General features: G+C 55.6%; 16 protein-coding genes. 10 read left to right on the top strand and 6 right to left on the bottom strand.

Annotation, left to right across the window (positions count from 1 at the left end):
• Positions 1-59: 59 nt before the first annotated feature.
• On the bottom strand, positions 60-1,247 hold the full coding sequence (locus tag FJ695_RS20085) for an ABC transporter substrate-binding protein (RefSeq protein WP_141187092.1): 1,188 nt from the start codon (positions 1,245-1,247) through the stop codon (positions 60-62).
• Positions 1,248-1,527: 280 nt separating this feature from the next.
• Between FJ695_RS20085 and FJ695_RS20090 the strand changes: the two genes are divergently transcribed.
• The 4 genes from FJ695_RS20090 (at position 1,528) to FJ695_RS20105 (ending at position 4,916) form a co-directional block, all read left to right on the top strand.
• The gene (locus tag FJ695_RS20090; RefSeq protein ID WP_141187093.1) at positions 1,528-2,673 is read left to right on the top strand and encodes an SH3 domain-containing protein; all 1,146 of its coding nucleotides are present in this window, start codon (positions 1,528-1,530) and stop codon (positions 2,671-2,673) included.
• A gap of 93 nt (positions 2,674-2,766) precedes the next feature.
• The gene (locus FJ695_RS20095; protein WP_209010745.1) at positions 2,767-3,225 is read left to right on the top strand and encodes a hypothetical protein; all 459 of its coding nucleotides are present in this window, start codon (positions 2,767-2,769) and stop codon (positions 3,223-3,225) included.
• 147 nt (positions 3,226-3,372) lie between these two features.
• Positions 3,373-4,569 (top strand): lytic murein transglycosylase, encoded by a 1,197-nt coding sequence (locus FJ695_RS20100; protein WP_141187094.1) that lies wholly within the window; start codon positions 3,373-3,375, stop codon positions 4,567-4,569.
• Positions 4,569-4,916, top strand: coding sequence for an SMR family transporter (locus tag FJ695_RS20105; protein WP_141187095.1), 348 nt, complete (start codon positions 4,569-4,571; stop codon positions 4,914-4,916). Before FJ695_RS20100 ends, FJ695_RS20105 begins: the two co-directional genes overlap by 1 nt.
• 191 nt (positions 4,917-5,107) lie before the next feature.
• Here FJ695_RS20105 and FJ695_RS20110 read toward each other — a convergent pair whose 3' ends face one another.
• From FJ695_RS20110 to FJ695_RS20120, 3 genes are all read right to left on the bottom strand, one after another.
• Positions 5,108-6,859 carry a radical SAM protein gene (locus tag FJ695_RS20110; protein ID WP_141187096.1) on the bottom strand — a complete coding sequence of 584 codons (1,752 nt, stop codon included), beginning with the start codon at positions 6,857-6,859 and terminating at the stop codon, positions 5,108-5,110.
• Positions 6,860-7,065: 206 nt separating this feature from the next.
• A complete protein-coding gene (locus FJ695_RS20115) occupies positions 7,066-7,617 on the bottom strand; it encodes a cupin domain-containing protein (RefSeq protein WP_141187097.1) in 552 nt (183 codons plus the stop codon).
• Positions 7,618-7,722: 105 nt separating this feature from the next.
• Complete coding sequence (locus tag FJ695_RS20120) at positions 7,723-8,427, bottom strand: metal-dependent hydrolase (protein WP_141187098.1); 705 nt, start codon at positions 8,425-8,427, stop codon at positions 7,723-7,725.
• A gap of 242 nt (positions 8,428-8,669) precedes the next feature.
• Here FJ695_RS20120 and FJ695_RS20125 point away from each other — a divergent pair, with 242 nt between their 5' ends.
• The 4 genes from FJ695_RS20125 to FJ695_RS20140 all read left to right on the top strand — a co-directional run bounded on the left by FJ695_RS20125 (position 8,670) and on the right by FJ695_RS20140 (position 14,448).
• Complete coding sequence (locus tag FJ695_RS20125) at positions 8,670-11,072, top strand: EAL domain-containing protein (protein WP_141187099.1); 2,403 nt, start codon at positions 8,670-8,672, stop codon at positions 11,070-11,072.
• Positions 11,073-11,361: 289 nt separating this feature from the next.
• A complete protein-coding gene (locus tag FJ695_RS20130) occupies positions 11,362-12,825 on the top strand; it encodes a hypothetical protein (protein ID WP_141187100.1) in 1,464 nt (487 codons plus the stop codon).
• A gap of 137 nt (positions 12,826-12,962) precedes the next feature.
• Positions 12,963-13,448, top strand: a complete 486-nt coding sequence (gene ruvX, locus FJ695_RS20135; protein WP_141187101.1) for a Holliday junction resolvase RuvX — start codon at positions 12,963-12,965, stop codon at positions 13,446-13,448.
• A gap of 73 nt (positions 13,449-13,521) precedes the next feature.
• Positions 13,522-14,448 (top strand): AEC family transporter, encoded by a 927-nt coding sequence (locus tag FJ695_RS20140; RefSeq protein ID WP_141187102.1) that lies wholly within the window; start codon positions 13,522-13,524, stop codon positions 14,446-14,448.
• A 95-nt stretch (positions 14,449-14,543) separates the two neighbouring features.
• On the opposite strand, the gene FJ695_RS20145 is transcribed toward FJ695_RS20140, so the two are convergent.
• The gene (locus tag FJ695_RS20145) at positions 14,544-16,223 is read right to left on the bottom strand and encodes an acyl-CoA dehydrogenase family protein (protein ID WP_141187103.1); all 1,680 of its coding nucleotides are present in this window, start codon (positions 16,221-16,223) and stop codon (positions 14,544-14,546) included.
• Positions 16,224-16,475: 252 nt separating this feature from the next.
• On the opposite strand from FJ695_RS20145, the gene FJ695_RS20150 reads away from it, so the two are divergent.
• Positions 16,476-17,432: an aspartate carbamoyltransferase catalytic subunit gene (locus FJ695_RS20150; RefSeq protein WP_141187104.1), complete on the top strand. Its 957-nt coding sequence runs from the start codon at positions 16,476-16,478 to the stop codon at positions 17,430-17,432.
• 21 nt (positions 17,433-17,453) lie between these two features.
• A complete protein-coding gene (locus FJ695_RS20155; protein WP_141187105.1) occupies positions 17,454-18,755 on the top strand; it encodes a dihydroorotase in 1,302 nt (433 codons plus the stop codon).
• Positions 18,756-18,773: 18 nt separating this feature from the next.
• Here FJ695_RS20155 and FJ695_RS20160 read toward each other — a convergent pair whose 3' ends face one another.
• Positions 18,774-19,337, bottom strand: a complete 564-nt coding sequence (locus FJ695_RS20160) for a peroxiredoxin (RefSeq protein ID WP_247653690.1) — start codon at positions 19,335-19,337, stop codon at positions 18,774-18,776.
• Positions 19,338-19,484 lie beyond the last annotated feature (147 nt).

A 19,484-nucleotide genomic window follows, 5' to 3' on the forward strand; every position in this document is an offset into this window, starting at 1 on the left:
ATGCTGAATACGCCCAACGCCTATGCAATGCCGCGCTGGCAGTTTGAAAACAAAAAGAACTACATCCGGCAGGATCCGGAATAGGCATCCCCGACATCGTCGAACACCCGGGCAGTCGCCTCCATTTCATAGAGCTTGCTTGTCCGGCGCACGCCTTCCACCAGATAAAAGTCCTGGATCGGGAACTGATTGTCGTTGAAGCGGAAATCACCGCGCACACTTTCAAAGGGCGCAGCGTTCATCGCCGAAATCAGCGTTTCGGTGTCTTTGAGACCTCCGGTCAGCTCCAGCGAGAAATGCAAAAACTTCGCCGCATCATAACCTTGTGCGGCATAGACAGACGGCTGATAGCCGTACGCCCGGTAGAACTCACGCATGAAGCGTTTGTTGGCGGGATTGTCCAAATTGGGGGCCCAAGGCGACGCCGACATCAACCCCTCCGCGGTTTCCGCGAGATATGGCAGAGACACACCATCGATGGTGCGGGCCGACAAAAATGGGATGAGCCCTTTTAAGCCGGATGTGTGAAACTGACGCACAAGGGCGACCCCCATACCTGACGGCATGAAGGCATATATGGCATCCGGACCAATCTCCTCGATTTGGGCGAACTCACTGGAAAACTCAGTTTGCCCCAGTTTCGGGTAGAGTTCCCGTGCGATCTGTCCTTTGAAGTGCCGCTGGAAGGCCGCGATCGCATCACGGGCAGCTTCATAGTCCGGAGCTATGGTGACAACCCGCTGGTACCCTTTCAGGCTGGCATAGCGGCCCATGGTTTCATGAACCTGATCGTCCTGCGAGGCGGTCGAATAAAAATACCGGTTGCAGGCACGCCCGGCGATCGGGGCCGGACCGGAACTCGTACCAATAAACAAGGTCCGCGACCGAACGACGGGATCATGAACCGCCAGCATGACCTTTGAAAAATTCACTCCGACCAAAACATCAATGCCGTTGACCTCAATCAGCTGCATGGCCTTGTCGGCGGCATAATCCGGATCAAGCTTGTCATCTGTAATAAGAACATTGGTTTCCAGTCCGCCCAGGGCGCCATTGGACTGTTTGACCGCCAGCATGAAGCCGTCCCGCATATGTTCGCCATAAATGGCAGCAGGCCCAGATAGGGTCGCCATTAGCCCTACGGTCAGTTTTGGTGTTTCTTGGGCCTGAGTTGACGCGGCGCTGATAAGAAGGCTGCCCAAAACCGCTCCGGCCATTTTCTTCAACCGCGCGTGCAATTGCATCATCGTGTTTTGCCCAAGTTAGATCTGTCTTTGTGCCGCCCAAGGTAAGAAGTTTTTCGCCTGCGCCGCACGTCACCTTTGCTGACAGTTTGGCACCCACAAGTTAGGCATTTGCAAACAAACGGCAGGTTTGCCCCAATCTCTCATCGCCGAAAATGCCCAAAAACTCCCCAGAGCCGCCGCATTCCGGCCCGCATGCAGGCGCATTGCGCGGGCTTATTGCACAAGTCTTAAAACGGTAAACGCTCCGCGCGTGCCACACCGCAACCAATGGAGGGCTTTTATGAAAGCTGTATCCGCCCAAACTCATGTTTGCGATCCTCATACCGAGGGCACACCGGACAATGCAAAAGAACAGTCTTTCTCAATCCAGGCAGACCTAACAAAAGACCTTGGTGAGGAGACAGAAACACCCATTGATCGCCTACATGCTGGATCTGATGAGCACGATCCCAGTGAGCTGGCCGCCCGAATTTTGCAGCTGCATGCGGCAAATGATGCCGCTCTTCCCCAGCGCACAAAACGGCCGGAACTGCGTTGGGAAGATGATGATCTGCTGCAAATGCCGGTTGTCTTTGCCTCAGATTCAGCTAGCGAATGGCATTCAAAAGACCACCAACAGACTTTTCGCCCATCCCAACCGACGCGTTATGGCCCTTCGTTTAGAGCCCTTCTTGCCAGTACGGTTCTTCTGGCAGCCGCGGGCAGCGGAGCCATTGCATTGGGACTACCAGATATGGTGGGCAATGCAGACACAAAGGTGTTGGAGGTTCAGACTACGAACATTTCCGCTGCCCCAAAAGAAGACCGGTTCGCAGGTGTTTCCACGTCTCTGAGTTCGTCATCCCCCAACTCAGCCAAACCGAAACAAATTGAAAAGGCGAAGGATCGCATCCGGCAGGCGTTTGTAGATACATCTCCAAAATCTCGGAACCAGTCGACCGATATTTCCGGGCGCACTGCTCCCCAATCGACCATTCCATCTTCAAGCACAACGGCCGATGTCCCGTCCCTTCCCCTCGCGCCGCCACCCGAAGCCTTGGCAGCGATCCCCAAAACAGGCTCGATCCCTCCTGCTGTATTGAAAGAACCAGCGAAAGCAACGCTTGAGCCGACCCTTTCTGACACCTCCTTGCCGGACAAAAGTGATGGCGGGAAAAGGCCGGAACTCCCTCAGCAAGAGGTCCAGAAGGAGCACCACTCAGAAGCCCCCTCCAAAACAACAGCCGGCAAGGATGCAGGTCCGTCGAACTCAGGCATTGTGACGGCCTCTGTCAACCTCCGGCAAACGGACAAGAAAAACGGCAAGATCATCGGCACAGTCCCGGAAGGCACCGAAATCCAATATGAGACTTGCGGCAAATGGTGGTGCGAAATTGTCTATGAGGGCAAGACTGGTTTTGTCGGCCAGAAATTCGTCCAGCGATAAGTGCACAAGACCGGGCAGCGGCCAACTTGTAGAGGCTTGTTAAGGCCCTGCCCCTATTCTTTTATCCTGGTACCAACCACAAGAGACGCAATCATGGATGGAAAAACCCTGAAGTACTGTGCCTTTGCTGCCTTTCTGCTGATGCCGGTTCAGGCACTCGCCGGCGGCACCGATTGCGTCGTCTATGCCACCGATTATGCCAATGCCCACGTTGGCAGCGGCGATATGGTCGGTGATGCGGTCTCCGGTGGCATGGCCGGAGCTGTCGCAGGTGGTCAGTGGAATCCTCTGACGGGCGGTGCCGAGCGCGGTGCAAGGGCTGGCGGTGCGCTTGGTGTTCTCAACAACCTCGGCTCCATCCCGCAAGGCTGGCAGGCGCTGTACGACATGGCCTACCAGATCTGCCGCCAGCAAACCTCCGGCGCATCTGCAGCGCCCAACCCATCCGGCCCGGGGACTGGCTGCCGGTCTTCTGTCGGGGTCAACAAACCGATGGAAGTCACCCCAGATGGCGGCCTAATGGCCGGTTCCGGTGGCCGGAACTGCCGCTAACCCGAACAAAACGTTGCGTCTATCGTGGATGAGTGCACCTCGCGCTCTGGAAACGGTTGACCTTTAAAACGAACCACCTTCAACTGAGCATCGATTTATTCCGGCCCAATCGGGTCACAAGATGCTCTTTGACGACAGGACAGGTTCATGACCGGCCGTATTTTGCCCAGTAAACTCTTTGCCGCAGCCGCACTGGCGAGTTTTACGCTTGCCGCTTCACCGGCGGCAGCCCAGCAATGCGGCGGCGACTTCCGGCAGTTTCTGGCGGGTGTGAAACAGGAAGCCGTTTCAAAAGGCCTGTCCGCCAGAGCCGCCGATCAGACACTGTCAGGCGCCCAGATCGACCGCAAGGTTCTGTCCCGCGACCGGGCGCAAGGCGTCTTCAAGATGACATTCCTGGATTTTTCCAAGCGGGTGATCTCCGGTTACCGGATGAAAAACGGCGCCGCCAACATGAAAAAATATTCCAGCGTTTTTGACCGCACAGAACGCGAATATGGCGTCCCGGCACCTGTGATCACCGCCTTCTGGGCATTGGAGACCGATTTTGGCGCTGTCCAGGGTGACTTCAACACAGTCAACGCTCTGGCAACACTGGCTCATGACTGCCGCCGTCCGGAACTCTTCCGTCCCCAGCTGATCGCCGCCATCGAAATGGTTCAACATGGTGATCTCGATCCGCGCCGCACCACCGGCGCCTGGGCCGGGGAAATCGGCATGGTTCAGATGCTGCCCGAAGACATCATCAAGTTCGGCAAGGACGGTGATGGTGACGGCCATGTGCGCCTTAAGAAAAGTGCACCGGATGCGATCCTGACGGCGGGCGCCTTCATCAACCATCTCGGCTGGACGGCAGGCCAGCCGTGGCTGCAGGAAGTCACTGTGCCCAAAAACCTCAATTGGGCGGAGACCGGCCTGGGCAAAACAAAGTCCGGCAGCGATTGGGCCGCGCTCGGTGTGCAGCCACGCTGGGGCCAGATATCCGGCAATCTGCCGGCCTCACTGCTGCTGCCGCAGGGCCGCAAGGGACCGGCTTTCCTCGCCTATCCGAACTACAACATCTATCTGGAATGGAATCAGTCGTTCATCTACACGACATCGGCTGCCTATTTCGCAACCCGGCTGGCCGGTGCACCACGCTACAACGCTGGAAATCCGGATCAAGGCCTGAACGATGCGCAGATGAAACAGCTGCAAACCAAATTGCGGAACATGGGCTATGATGTCGGCAAGATCGACGGCATTTTGGGCTCCGGCACCCGCGGCGCCGTTCAGGCCGTGCAGCAAAAACTCGGCATGCCGGCCGATGCCTGGCCGACGCCAGCATTGTTGAACAAACTCTGATGCAGGCGGTTACACTCAGCACCTACTTGTTTTTGGGGGCTGCTATTGTCGCGGAGGTGATTGCGACCTCCGCTCTTGCAAGGGCTGAGAATTTCACCAAGCTGCTGCCGACGGTCATCACGATTGCCGGCTATGCGCTGTCATTTTGGCTGCTGTCGTTTCCGATCCGTGTGCTGCCGACGGGCATCGTCTATGCGGTCTGGTCCGGAGCAGGCATCGTTCTGATCACAATGGTCGCCTGGTTTCTTTTTGATCAGAAACTGGATGTCCCCGCCCTCCTCGGCCTTGGCCTGATCATCGCCGGGGTCATTGTGATCAACGTCTTTTCCAAGTCGGTGGGGCATTAGTTCACACGAAACAAACTTTTGGCACGTTCAATTGTCGTCCCAGCGCAGGCTGGGACCCAGTATCCTGCATCGTCAGTGTTGGGACACCTACATTTTCAAAAGTTTACTGGATCCCTGCCTTCGCAGGGATGACAAGATGATGGAGAAGTTTTCCGCACTCTCCGCACTACCCAAAGCTAATCTATCCCCCCCTACTCAGCGGCTGTCACCTTCCCGGCAACGTCCGGGGCGCCGTGGGTTTTCGGAATAGCCTCTTTGAAAACCTGGATCAGCTCCATTTCGTTCTCTTCCGCCTCGGTGGTGGGTGTGAGCGCCAGGTCCATGTAGTTCCGGCGGTTTTCATCGGCCAGAACGCGCTTCATCGCCGGACGGAATTTCAGGAACAAAGCCGCCCAGCGCAAGCCGACCCACAGCGCTTCTGCATACCGCTTGGGATAAAAGATCAGCGGGTTTTCCAGTTTCATGCCGGACCGGCGCTGGTCGCGATGTTTGCGGCGAACGATGCCGCATTCAAGCGGATGCACCTTTTCGATCAGGATCGCGCCCAAAAAATGGATCATCGAGGAATAGAGCGCTTTGGTCCGGGCGCCGCGCGCCGCATCCCGCCGCAAAACCGTCTCGACATGCTCGGTCGTATAAAACTGCTTCCAGCTGTCGTAGTAGACCTTCTCCCACTCCTGATCTGACATAATCGGATGATGCGTGACCCGGTGGTTGAGATCGTATTTGTTAAAGTCCGGATCCATCCAGACATTCTTTGAGGCCAGAACCTTGTGATCTTCGGATCCCGGTAGCGGGGTTAAGAAGAAAAACTCAATGAGGTCGAGCGGCAGCTCTTTCTTGATGATCTCGATATTGCGGGCAATTTTCTCTGGCGTGTCATCCGGAAAGCCGAGAATGTAACCAGCGTAAGTGATGACACCTGCGTCTTTCCACGCTTGCAGCATCTTGCGGTATTCCCAGATCTTGTTCTGCTTCTTCTTCGCAGACGACAAGGCATCCGGATCGATGTTTTCCAGACCGATAAACACCCGTGCACAGCCGGCCCGCGCCGCCTTCTCAATGAAGCCCGGCAGGCGGTAACACAACGTGTCGACCTGCAACGTTAGCTTGAATTTGAGACCCGCCTCTTCGCGCAGCCAGATCAGGCGATCAAGAATGGCTTCCCAATTCTTGTTTCGGGCAAAATCATCATCGGTGATGAAAAAGCGATGGATGTTCTGCGCATCATTGGCGCGGATAATAGCTTCAATATCATCGGGCGTGCGGAAGCGGGATTTGCGGCCCTGGACATTGATGATCGTGCAAAACGAGCACTGGAACGGGCAACCGCGCCCGGCGTCAAAACTCGTGTAAGCGCCAGCCATTTTTCGCACCGCATCCGCAGGCAAGATCGGTTGAACGGCATTTTCCAGGCTCGGCAAATCCTTCATGAAATTGTAGAGCGGTTTCCGGTCGCCTTCCCAGGCATCTTGCAAAAGCGCATCCATGCGCCCTTCCGCTTCACCGGCATAGATGGTCAGTCCCAACTCCTGCGCCGCTGTGATTTCCGGCGGCACCTCGGGCAGCATTGCAATACTGCCAGCTGCATGAAATCCACCGGCCGCGATTTGGATACCCGACGCAATAAATTCCCTGGCAATATCGACCGCCCGCGGAAACTGATTGGTCTGCACACCGACCAGCCCCACGAGGCAGCCATCGGCCTGCTTCAATTTCGGGATGAGTTTTTTGACTTCAACCTTGGTGTTGGTTTCGTCGATCACCTCGATTTCGATGTCGACGTCATCTCCCAGCACCCTTCTGTCGCGGCAGTCCTGGATCAGACCGTAGACGGACGCCAGGGAATTGGATGGGATCGGTGCCCGCAGCCACTGGATAACATAGCCTTCGTCGTCATAGTGCGACGGTTTAATCAAAAGCACTGAAAAGCGTTTGCGCATGAAATTCGATGCTCCGTTCAGCTAAAACCAAACCGGGATCGTAGGTATTTCCCCCATGGCTCATACTGACGGCGCATTTCCCCTTCCGCAAGGGAAATCTCTGATCTGTTTCCAATCACAAATCTAATAAAGGTGCCGGCAACCGCCCACGCCACAGCCAGCCAAGCTTTTGCGCGGCTAAAGGAAACTGTCAGGGCTAAGCGGTTTTACTCGATCTTGGTTTTATTCCAGCCGCCCGGCGCCGCTTCCAGCACCGTCGCATTGCCATCGTCACCCAAAAGGAACACAGCCAAGATCCGCACCGGACCGTCTCCAGTGTTTACACCGCGATGGGTGACATTCATGGCTTCCAGCAGCCCCTCACCTTTCCGGTAGATCTTTTTGCCGATCCCCTCATAGGTCACGGTTATCTCGCCTTCCAGTATGTAGGCAAAAAGCGGCGCATGGTGTTGATGCCAATCGGTTGCCTCGCCCGGCGCCATGGTGACAACAAGGGAGCGCACCGATGGGTTTTCCTGCGGAAACCGGACAGTCTCGCCAGCGACCGTTTTATCTCCAGAAAAGACGTCCCGAACCTTGTCGTACGGCGTTTTCGTTGTTTCTTCAGCAGCTTTAGCCGCTTCGGATCCGGGTTTGGCAGCTGGTTGCGAGGGCGCAGGCTTTCCGTCAGGCGTAATCGCCTTGTCCGCGGCAAGGCTCGAGGACAGACCCAAGTTTAAGGCAAGTCCAAGACTTGCAATCCAGACGACCGGCCGCATGCGTTCTCCTGCGTTTCGTTTTTCAAGTTCAAGAAACCTGCAGATCAGGACATTTCACAACCCTGCCCCGCCATTTCTAGACCTTTCAAACGGCCTATTCTGCGCCTAAATCTCGATCGATGCGCCTGGTGAAACAGCGGCAACTTTCGAGCTGTCCTCGCCCATGGCACTCAAGAACGTGTCCGTGTTCTGGTCCAGAATCGGGAACGTGCCATAGTGGCAGGGCACAATTGTGTCGAACTTGAAAAAGCGCTGGCAGGCCATGGCGGCTGTCTTTCCGCCCATTGTGAAGCGGTCACCGATCGGCACCAGACCGATGTTCGGCCGGTAAATCTCATTGATGAGCGCCATGTCGGAAAAAATATCCGTATCGCCCATGTGATAAATCACCTTTTGGCCCGGCGTTTCAACAATCACGCCATGGGGATTGCCGAGATAAATCGCCTCGCCGTCGGTCTGTTTGGAGGACGAATGATCCGCGCGGACCATACCGACCCGGAACGAGCCAGTGTCGACCATGCCACCGGAGTTCATGGGATTGATGTTTTCAATGCCCTGCCGCGTCGCCCACATGCAGATCTCAAAGTTCGCCGTCAGCAACGCCCCGGTTGATTTCAAGATCTCAATGCTATCGCCGATGTGATCGTCATGGCCATGAGTGAGAATGACGTGTGTTACCCCGTCCGCCACCTGTTCGACGCTCAAATCAGCCGGGAACATGGGGTTGCCGGTTAAGAACGGATCGATCAGGATCGAGGCTTCACCAGTTTCGATCTTAAAGGCCGAATGACCATACCAAGTGAGTTTCATGGGCTTACTTCATCCCTACTAATAAAATTAACCGACTTCACAGCGCACCACCTGCAAAATGACAGTGTTGTGTTTTCCTATGTTATCATAAAGACGTTTTTGCTACGGTGATGCAACATTAGACTTTTGCAACCAGAGCGCATTTAGACGGAAGACGAAGCACAGACTCAAAAGACAACAAATAAGAAACCAACCTGTTTCCTGTGGCTGTGTCCCATTCGGCGATAAAAAGGGTGTCAGAAATGAAAATCCGAAGCTATGTGGTTTTCTGTTTTTTGCTGGCTGCCTTGCTGCCCACCGTCGTTTTCAGCACCTGGTCGTACCGCGAAACCGTATCGCGGGAATTTTCCGAGGTTAAAGACAGACATCTCCTGCTGGCGCAAAAGGCCGCTGCGACACTGGACCACTATCACCACAATCTGGTTGCCGCAGTTGAGGCAGTCGGCACAAGTTTGATGAAATCCAACGGTGCAAGTGAATATGCAAAGCTATTTGATCAGCTCAAAATCAAAGGTGTGATCATTTCTTATAAGACCGGTGGTCAGGTCATCTACACAGCCGGAGAAAGTTCCGTCGACACGGTCACGATTCCAAAGTCGGTCCTAACCAGCCTGATTGAAACAGCCGAGCCCGGAAAACCGAGTTACTCGGACATCATGTCCACTGCAGCCGGTGAGAACCTGATCTATCTCACCCTGGAAAAAAGCGACCGCTTTCTGATCGGATTGATCGCGCCGGACTACATAGTCGCTCAGGGCAAAAGTATCGTTTTTGGCGAAAAAGGCCACGCCGCAATTGTCGACCGCTCCGGAAACGTCATTGCGCATCCACGAGATCAGTGGATGAAAACCCGAAAGAACCTCGCCAGCCTCTCAATCGTCGCGAAAATGATGAATGGCGAATCCGGCATAGAAGAATTCTATTCGCCAGCAGTCGAACGCACTATGATTGCCGGATTCACAACCGTTCAAGGCCCAGGCTGGGGCGTTATGGTGCCACAGCCAATTTCCGAAATATATTCCAAGGCTGACCAGGTTCACGCCTCCCTGATCCCAACGATAGCCATCGCCCTGGTATTGATTTTCGCAATCGGTTTGTTTCTTGCCCGGTCTTTGTCCCGGCCAATTGAAGAGTTGGCAGGCGCCATGCACAAGGGCGCCCTTGATCAGAAATTGTCACCGCTGCACATGCCCAGAAGTCTGGTTCAATTTCACGAAAACAAGGAGGTGTGCGAAAGCTACAACAGATTGGTCCAACGCATGACGCTAGCCAATGATCAGATAGAAAAGCTGGCGTTTTGCGACCATGTAACAGGGTTGCCGAATAGGAAGCATTTACAACTCCGGGCCAGCGCTATCCTGAAAGAGGCCAACGAACCCAAGCGCGGCGGGATAATCCTCCTCGTAGATCTCGATAATTTTAAAGAAATCAATGATCTTCATGGCCACCACACTGGCGATCAGCATCTGAAAAATTGTGCCCAAATCCTGTCAAAAGTGGCGGGTGATGTCGCCTCAGCACTTCAAGGCTCAAAACCCTATGCCTCACCCATCGTGGCAAGGATCGGCGGTGACGAATTCATTGTAATGATCCAGGGTCTGATGGGCGATCAAGCGATCGGTGCGTTTCTGAATACAGTTCAGGCAGCCCTCTCTAAACCTGTTCCAGAACTTAACATCACGCCTGGAGCCAGCATCGGCTGCGCGCAGTTTCCGAGTGACGGCGTGGAACTGAAGGAGCTGCTGAAGCGCGCGGACATCGCCATGTACCATGCCAAACGGTCAGGCAAAAACCGGACCCAGGTTTACTCTCCTCTTATCGGCACAAAGTCGATCGGCGAGATACGGCGGGAACTGACGGCAGCCATCGAGACCGGAGGACTGTTCTTAGAATACCAGCCAAAGATCTGTACCAAGCGGCGCACAGTCATCAGTGTTGAAGCGCTCGCCCGCTGGAATCATCCGGAGCTTGGCCTGTTTCTGCCCAAATTCTGGGTTCCGACATTGATGGGGTCGCACACAATGTCCCGGCTTGGCGAGTGGGTCGTGGCGACGGCGATGCGGGATTTGGCGGCTATCCGCGCGGAAGGCCATGATCTTTGGATGTCGGTGAACATCGGGTCTGATCATTTTGTTACCGGCGATTTCGCGGACAAGATTGAAGCGATCCGGAGCGACCAGAAATTCAGTGCTGAGCACCTGGAATTCGAGGTGACCGAAGACACACTTTTCAACTCAGAAGAAAGGGCGGTTCAAGCGTTCAATCGGCTTCACAGCCTCGGATATAAAATCTCCATAGACGATTTTGGCATCGGATATTCAAACATTACCCGGCTGGCAAATCTGCCGGTCGACTTTCTGAAAATCGACCAATCCATTATCGCCGGAGCCAGCGAAGACCCGCGAATCCGGACAATTCTGGCGTCCACGATAGCCATGGCCAAAGACCTCGACTGCGCCACCGTGGCAGAAGGGATCGAAACGAATTTCCAAGCTGAGTTCGCAACTCAATTGGGCGCAAATTGTCTGCAAGGCTATTATTTTACCGGCAGCCTACCGCTGGATAAATTGTTGGTCTGGCTCGACGAGCAGCCCGGCCCGACAGGGCACCCCTACCTTCGCGAAACGGATGATAAAGTTGCGTGAGCTTGGCCTTGTCGTGAACGTATCCGGACGTGAATCTGAAATTCATTTCACCTCTGAAAGGACATGCAAAGGGCTACTAATTCGAGTATCGCCCAAATCGGCTGACAAGCTGACATATGAAGGTTTCTTCCCACCCTTCTGGCAAATTGCCCAAATACGTTCTTGAAAATTCTCCTGCAGCTGGAAATAGAATTTCAACCGCTTCATGAGAGGTTCTTAAAGCACCACATGTTTGTTATTTGACCAAGCGAAATCCCAGAGAGCGGCCAATTTCCGGGCTATAGGACCTATGCCGAGTATTACTTCAGAGGAAATTTTTCAAATCCTGCTCGGAACTGAGCACTCAGGAAACTCGGCGACCGTTTATCGGGTTTCTTTTGCAGTCCCCAATTCGCTTCTAGGTCAATCACACGGCGGCAATAACGCCGGATTTTCATTTGGAATTGTTCAGCTTGACGCCGGCAGCAACAGTTTTGCCCAGTCGGCCCTGTCGCAAATTCTTCAGAGGGCACGTGACACCGGCGCAATAGACAACACCCAGTATGTGCGATTGAGCCAATATGTTGGTGCGAGCCGGCCAGACCTGGACCCAGTTCTTGCATCAACTTACGCCGCTGACAGATCCTTCCTGAACGACACAGTTTTAGGTCAGCAATATGCAAACGACATCGTCGATCTCTACAGCGAGCAATATATTGCCAGTTCGCTGCTCCCAACTCTGCAAACCTTTCTAACGGTCATCGAAGAGAAATGGGGAACCGGGACAGCCTTTAACATCAGCCATCCGGATTACGCGTCGGCGCTCGCCATGATTACGTCAATCGCAAACCGCTTTGGCTCAATCAATGAAACAACTGCGTATTTTCTGGCGACCGAACCGTCCAGCCTTGCTGTCGTAAAAGCAAGGTTCGATCAACTCGCAACCACAACCGTCGTCAATCCGCAGGATTGGGATCTCATTCTGATCGGCGCGGATCTCTGGCAGAGCCGTTTTGGCGACACTGGCGGTGACGATATTCTCAACGGCACATCAGGAAGTGACAGCTTTTTCGGTGGAGCTGGAAACGACATCGTAACTGGCGGTGGCGGCAATGATGTTGCTGACGGAGGCGACGGCCTCGACACCGCGATTTTTTCCGGTTCCCGGGACCAATACGCCATCTTCACAAGCAGTGACGGCAAACTCATCGTCAGCGATGCGGTCTCTGGCCGCGATGGAACCGACACGGTTGAGAATTTCGAAAGTTTGCAATTTTCCGGCAGCACACTGGATATCAGCACATCCCTGATCGAGCCATCTGACACAGACAACAGCGCCCATCAGATTTACCGCTTTTTCAATTCCAACACAGGTGCGCATTTCTTCACTTCAAACATTGAAGAACGAAACACTGTCATCGAAACGCTGCCCAGTTTTGTTTACGAAGGCAACAGTTACGACAGCAACGCCCTGGCAAACACCGGAAACGCTGTCTACCGGTTTTTAAACGCTGATACCGGAATTCACTTTTATACGGCCTCCGAAGCAGAACGGGACTCTGTACTGGGTCAGCTGCCAAACTATGTTCTGGAAGGTATTAGTTATTACGCTTCATCGGATGGCAGCGCGGACGGACAGGCCCTTTATAGATTTTACAACACCGCCAACGGAACCCATTTCTATACGGTTTCAGAAGCAGAGCGGGACACGATCATCGAAACCCTCGGGCAGTATTCCTATGAAGGTATTGCGTATTATGTCGATCTCGCCTGATTGAAGCCGAGCTGGGCGTTTTCATCTCTGAACGGAAATCACCTATTGCCCTGTCGGAGGTAGAAAATTGCTGTCCTCCGCCGATTTTCGCAACGACGGGCTGGATCGGCCATCGCCGTGCTGATACATGCGGGGCCATGGCAAACGACCCCACCCTATCGCTTGACGACTTTTTGGCAGCTGTCCCGGAGCGGACACGCCTGATCGGACTGGACCTCGGCACCAAAACCATTGGCCTTGCCCTCTCCGATCTTGGCCGCGGTATTGCGAGCCCGATGGAGACCATCCGGCGCAAAAAGTTTACACAAGACGCAGAACAGCTCTTGAAGATCTGTGCTGATCAAGAGGTCGGCGGGATCGTTCTGGGATTGCCGCTCAACATGGATGGTTCCGAAGGCCCGAGAGCCCAGGCAACGCGGGCCTTTACCCGCAATCTTGCGCAAAAAACAGAGCTGCCGATCACCTTGTGGGATGAACGCCTATCAACAGCGGCCGTCACCCGGACACTGCTGGAAGCTGATTCAAGCCGCGCAAAACGGGCCGAAGTGGTCGACAAGATGGCCGCTGCTTACATTCTTCAAGGGTTCCTGGACCGCCTCGGCCATATGGGCCTCGGATCCTAACTTGTGTTTTGGGCCTGTTATTCCAACAGGTTCACCATCCGCATGACACTCAGATTTTGTTGAAAGCGCATCAATGCAGATGATTTTCTTTGCCCTTGCGCCAGTCATTCTGGTCATTGCATCTGGGTACTTGCTCGCACGTGCCAATCTGATCAGCGGTGAGCAGTGGGTTGGGGTTGAGCGCCTCGCCTATTTTGTCCTCTTCCCGGCCGTTCTCTTCCGGACCATTGCGCTGGCCGACTTTTCCAGTGTCCCGACCCTCGACATGGGTGCCGCACTGCTGTCAGCGATCGTGACTCTGGCCGTTGCCTTGCTCGCGGCTCGAACACTGATTGAACGGATCTGGGGCATTCCTGCGGTCCGCTTCACATCCATTTTTCAGGGAACATTGCGCTGGAACGCCATGATCGCGCTGGCGATTGCCGCCAACATCGGCGGAGAAACCGGACTTGCCATGCTGGCCGTCGCCATGGTGTTCATGATCCCGATCTTGAACGGGGCCAGCATTGTTGTGCTGTCGCGCTACGCCAGCGGCACCCAACCGAATTTCGTCAAGATCCTCAAAGACCTCTTCACCAATCCCTTCATCCTGTCGATCTTTGCCGGCGTCTTGATGAACCTCAGCGGTTTGAGCCTGCCTACGATCCTGGACGATACGCTGGAGATATTTGCCCGCGCGGCTCTGCCCATTGGTATCATCTGTGTCGGTGCTGGGCTCGACCTCAGCTCCCTGCGCCGCCCCGGCCCGGCGCTGACCATGGGAACTTTCCTGCGCCCGGTGTTCATGCCGCTGCTGGCGTTTCTTTTTGCCCAACTTTACGGCGTCACCGGTCCGGCACTGTCCGTCGTCATCATCGCATCGGCTGTGCCCTGCGCCAGCAACTCTTATCTGCTCGCACGTCAATTGGGCGGCGATGCCAAGCTGATGGCTGAGATCATCACACTACAAACCTTGGCCGCGACTGTGACTATTCCTGCAGCGCTGTTGCTGTTCACCTAAGGCGTTTCAGAATTCTTTAATCACGTCACCGCCGATCGCCTAAAAAGCTTTGATTTCATGCAGCGTTAGGCGTTCAAGTTTTACCGGCAACGCCTTTAGGCTGCTGCCGGACAAAGGCTCTCAACAATTTCCGCGGCATCGATGCCAACCGGCAGCATGCCGTAGGTCGTTCGCCAGCCGCCGGAAAGCCGGGTTTTGGCGAAGGCGTCCGCGACATCATCCAGCGCCAGTTCTTTGAGCGCAGCCGCAGCACCGGTCAGTGCCAGCCGTTCGGTCAGTATCCGCGCCTGACCGTTGTCGGAAATTGCTTGCGCAGCCAGGCGTTGGAGGTCAGTGCAGGCAGTTACGATGGATGGATCGCCGCTGGACGACAGTTCTTCCAGAACCAAACCTGGCGCTTCCGGATGACGGCCCAGCGCCCTGAGCACATCCAGCGCCATCACATTGCCTGACCCTTCCCAGATCGGATTGACCGGTGCATCCCGATAAATCCGTGCCATATCGAAGTCTTCGACATAACCATTACCGCCCAGGCATTCGAGCGCCTCATAGGTCAGCGCAGGCCCGGTCTTGCAGATCCAGTATTTGATCGCCGGGGTCATCAGCCTTGCGTAAGCAGCTTCCACCGGATCGCTATCTGCCCTGGCTGCGGCCCGCACCAGTCGCATGGCCAGTGCGGTCGCCGCCGCCACATCCAGCGCCATGTCAGCGAGGACCTGGGTCATCAGCGGTTGATCGATCAGATAGGCACCAAAGACCTTACGGTGGCGGCAATGATGCACGGCCCGGCTAAGCGCCGCCCGCATTTGCCCGGCAGACCCCAGCGCGCAGTCGATCCGGGTCGGGGTCACCATATCGATGATGGTTGCGATCCCCCGCCCCTCGTCTCCAAGCAGATACCCCTCCGCACGGTGGAACTCAACTTCGGACGAGGCATTGGACTTGTTGCCAAGTTTGTCTTTCAGGCGTTGAAAGCGCAGGTCGTTGACCCGGCCATCCGGCAAAATGCGCGGGATCAGGAAACAACTTGGCCCGGTCGTGGTTTTTGCCAGTACGAGGAATGCATCGCACATCGGCGCAGAAAAGAACCACTTGTGCCCGGTAATGGCATAGCGCCCTTGATTGCCGGCCTCTGCCGTCGATGAAATGGCCCGGAGATCGGTTCCGCCTTGCTTTTCGGTCATGCCCATGCCGATGGTGATGCCGTTCTTTTCCGATATGAGAAGGAAGCGCGGATCGTAGGTCCGGGTTTGCATCTTTGGCAGATAATCCGCACAGACCTCCGGATACTTTGCCAGGACAGAAACCGCCGCATTGGTCATTGTGATCGGGCAAGTGTGCCCCGTTTCAGCTTGAGACGTGAGGAAAAACTTGGCCGCCCGACTGATCTGAGTTGAAACACCGCCATCGAGCAGTGCGCTGTGCAGTCCTCCGGCAAAAGAATGGCGCATCAGGTCATGATAAGCGGGATGAAACTCCACCTGGTCCGATCGGCGGCCGCGGCGGTCGTGGGTCTTTAGAACCGGCAATTGGGTGTTGGCCAGACGTCCGAGCTCCAAAAATTCATGGGATCCAGTCTCGGCTCCCTGTGCTTCGACATCGGCCAACACGCCATCATCTAAATGTCCTGCCAGACAGGCCCGCAAGATTGGATCTCCCGTTGCCAGATTGATCCCACCATATTCAGGTGCCTGATTAATCACATCATGGGTTGCAAACGCTTCAATTCCAGTGTCATCGGCGTCTTCAATTCTGGTGTCCAACTGACCAGCCATGCGATTATCTCCTCCCACCCGGCGCTTTTACTCACTCCGTTTACGTAAACGTAATATAAAAAATCATCTGGTGGCAACAACCGGATTTGATGCAATGCGATATGCGAAGCGGATCAACATCCGCATTGTACAAAGTGCCAAACTTATAAATTTGTCCGTTTGATCAAAGTTTTAGACTGCATGTGGACAGCGGGCAGAGACCTAAATCTTGCCTTGTGCATACGTCCGATTTCGCCTAAAGGAATGGTCTCGATGAGCGAGCAAGAATCCTATCGAGACAACCCTTTCCCCCATCGTCATTTGCTGGGCATTGAGGGTCTTCACCCCCACGAAATACTGGGCCTTCTGGACCGTGCCGAAGAGGCCGTGGAGATTTCCCGGCAGGTGCACAAGCGCAAGCAGGTGCTTGAAGGGCGGACCCAGATCAATCTGTTCTTTGAGGCGTCCACCCGGACCCAAAGTTCGTTTGAACTGGCAGGCAAGCGGCTGGGGGCCGATGTCATGAACATGGCGGTCTCCCAATCCTCGGTGAAAAAAGGCGAGACGCTGATCGATACTGCGGCGACGCTCAATGCCATGCACCCGGATTTGCTGGTCGTGCGCCATCATGCGGCCGGTGCGGTCCACCTGCTCGCCCGGAAAGTCGGTTGCGCAGTGGTCAACGCCGGTGACGGCCCGCATGAGCACCCGACTCAAGCCCTGCTGGATGCACTCACCATCCGCCGTCACAAGGGCAAGATCGCCCGGTTGACGGTGGCGATCTGCGGCGACATTGCCCATTCCCGTGTTGCCCGCTCCAATATCATTCTTTTGAACGCGCTTGGCGCCCGGGTCCGGGTGATTGCCCCCTCCACGCTCCTGCCATCCGGCATTGCCCAGATGGGCGCCGAAGTTTTTCAGGACATGCGTGAGGGGCTGAAAGGTGCAGACATCGTCATGATGCTGCGCCTCCAGCGCGAGCGCATGAACGGCGCCTTCATTCCGTCCGTCCGGGAATACTACCGCTACTACGGGCTGGACGCAGAAAAACTGTCCCACGCCAAGGATGACGCGCTCGTGATGCATCCTGGCCCGATGAACCGGGGTGTTGAGATCGATCCAGCCATTGCCGACGGACCACAGAGCCTCATCCGCGAGCAGGTGGAAATGGGTGTGGCCGTCAGAATGGCCGTGCTCGAAGCCCTCGCTGCCAACCTGCCAACATCATAAGTCAACCAGAGGACAATTATCGTGGCACTCGACACACCCAAACCTCTGGTTCTCTCCAACGCCAGAGTGATTGACCCGGCGCGCGATCTGGACGCGCCTGGCTCGATCATCATCGCCGACGGCACGATCCTGGCCGCTGGCCCGGAAGCGGCCAACCAGGGCGCGCCTTATGGCGCAGACGTCATCGACTGCAAGGGCGCCATCGCCTGCCCCGGGCTCATCGACATGTGCGTCTCGGTTGGGGAACCGGGCGCAGAACACCGCGAAACGCTCGCGAGCGCTTCGGAAGCAGCAGCCGCTGGCGGAATCACAACCATCTGCACCATGCCGGACACAGATCCCGTGATCGACGATCCGGCCCTGGTCGACTTCATCCACCGGCGCGCCCGCGACACAGCGAGCGTCAACGTTCTTCCGCTTGCCGCCCTCACGAAAGGACTTGAGGGCACAGAGATGACCGAGATCGGCCTTTTAAAGGAAGCCGGAGCGGTCGCCTTCAGCAATGGCCACAAGTCGGTAAAGAACCCGCAAATTCTGCGACGCATGATGACCTATGCCCGTGATTTCGATGCGTTGATCATCCACCATACCGAAGATCCGGATCTGGCTGGCGGTGTGATGAATGCCGGCTTGAATGCCAGCTGGAAAGGCCTTTCCGGCGTGCCGCGGGAAGCGGAAATCATCATGCTGGAGCGTGATCTGCGCCTTGTCGGCATGTCGAAGGGCAAGTACCACGCGAACCTGATCTCGACCTCCGACAGCGCCGATGTCATCCGCACCGGCAAGGACCGGGGCCTCAACATCACCGCCGGCATCTCGATCAATCACCTGACGCACAACGAAAACGACATTGGCGCCTACCGCACCTTCTTCAAAATGTCGCCACCCTTACGCGATGAAGACGACCGGCAAGCCATGATCGCCGCCATTGCCGATGGCACCATCGACATCATCTGCTCCAATCACGACCCGCAGGACGTGGAAACCAAACGCCATCCATGGGCAGAAGCCGAAGATGGCGCAATTGGCCTCGAAACCCTGCTCGCAGCCGCCCTCAGGCTCTATCATTCAGAGCAAGTGGATCTGAAGATCTTGCTGGCAAGCATGACTGTCAATCCGGCCAACCGCCTGGGACTGGAAACCGGCCGCCTTTCAAAAGGTGCCCCGGCCGATGTCACCGTCTTTGACCCCGAACGCCCCTGGGTTCTGGAAAAGAGCGCCATCCGCTCGCGCTCCAAAAACTCCCCGTTCGAAGACGCTCGTTTCTCAGGCCGAGTGATGCGAACCGTGGTCGGCGGCAAGACGGTTTTTGCACATGGGTGAGTAACCTTCCGATCGATGTCAGGCCTGGTTGTCTTCCAGCCACGCCATGACATCGGCAGCGTTCCGGTCGGGTGGAAACACCGGATAAAAGGCCTTTATTACGATGCCGTCCCTCACAATCAGGGTTATACGCTTCAAAAGCGTCTGGCCTTCGACCTCGAAGGACGGCAGATCGAGAGCCTTGGCAAAGACACGATCCTCATCCGATAGCAGTGGAAACGGCAGGTGCAATCGTTCGACAGCCTCCGACTGGTAGGCTGTTGATTGGGTTGATAGGCCGAAGATGTGTTCTGCCCCAAGCGCCGACAGCTCTTTGAAGTGATCCCGGAAGGCGCAGGATTGCGGCGTGCAGCCCCGGGCGCCGGGGATCATGTCCCAGCCATCTGGCAACGGAGTGTCCGGTTGCCCGGTTTTTGGGTAGATGTAGATCACAGTGATCCCTGAGAGATCCGTCAGATCGACTCGGCCGCCATCCGTAGCCGTTAGTTCTGTCGACGGCAGTCTCGCCCCCTCGACATGCGCCGCCGTGCCGTCATCTTCCGGCGCCGGCAATCGCGACCAGTCTACATCTGTCAGGTTCAAGGATTTTCTCCAGTTTTCATTTGTGGCTTGCATGAATTCCAAATCTGGAATTGCCCTGCAAGATGGCAAGGTTATAAGTTGTACCGAAAGGCCGCTATCACGTTTTTCGAAAGCGGCAAGGTCTTGTAGTTGGGAAGAAACACCAAA

Origin of the sequence: Labrenzia sp. PHM005 (assembly GCF_006517275.1) — a bacterium.
Lineage (GTDB): Bacteria > Pseudomonadota > Alphaproteobacteria > Rhizobiales > Stappiaceae > Roseibium.

Bases quoted from the DNA above. Each gene is read 5' to 3' on its own strand.
- FJ695_RS20090 (WP_141187093.1), top strand. From the start codon at position 1,528: ATGAAAGCTGTATCCGCCCAAACTCATGTTTGCGATCCTCATACCGAG.
- FJ695_RS20145 (WP_141187103.1), bottom strand. From the start codon at position 16,223: ATGGCTGGTCAGTTGGACACCAGAATTGAAGACGCCGATGACACTGGA.
- FJ695_RS20140 (WP_141187102.1), top strand. From the start codon at position 13,522: ATGCAGATGATTTTCTTTGCCCTTGCGCCAGTCATTCTGGTCATTGCA.
- FJ695_RS20085 (WP_141187092.1), bottom strand. From the start codon at position 1,247: ATGATGCAATTGCACGCGCGGTTGAAGAAAATGGCCGGAGCGGTTTTG.
- FJ695_RS20095 (WP_209010745.1), top strand. From the start codon at position 2,767: ATGGATGGAAAAACCCTGAAGTACTGTGCCTTTGCTGCCTTTCTGCTG.
- FJ695_RS20130 (WP_141187100.1), top strand. From the start codon at position 11,362: ATGCCGAGTATTACTTCAGAGGAAATTTTTCAAATCCTGCTCGGAACT.
- FJ695_RS20100 (WP_141187094.1), top strand. From the start codon at position 3,373: ATGACCGGCCGTATTTTGCCCAGTAAACTCTTTGCCGCAGCCGCACTG.
- FJ695_RS20150 (WP_141187104.1), top strand. From the start codon at position 16,476: ATGAGCGAGCAAGAATCCTATCGAGACAACCCTTTCCCCCATCGTCAT.
- FJ695_RS20110 (WP_141187096.1), bottom strand. From the start codon at position 6,859: ATGCGCAAACGCTTTTCAGTGCTTTTGATTAAACCGTCGCACTATGAC.
- ruvX (WP_141187101.1), top strand. From the start codon at position 12,963: ATGGCAAACGACCCCACCCTATCGCTTGACGACTTTTTGGCAGCTGTC.
- FJ695_RS20115 (WP_141187097.1), bottom strand. From the start codon at position 7,617: ATGCGGCCGGTCGTCTGGATTGCAAGTCTTGGACTTGCCTTAAACTTG.
- FJ695_RS20125 (WP_141187099.1), top strand. From the start codon at position 8,670: ATGAAAATCCGAAGCTATGTGGTTTTCTGTTTTTTGCTGGCTGCCTTG.
- FJ695_RS20120 (WP_141187098.1), bottom strand. From the start codon at position 8,427: ATGAAACTCACTTGGTATGGTCATTCGGCCTTTAAGATCGAAACTGGT.
- FJ695_RS20105 (WP_141187095.1), top strand. From the start codon at position 4,569: ATGCAGGCGGTTACACTCAGCACCTACTTGTTTTTGGGGGCTGCTATT.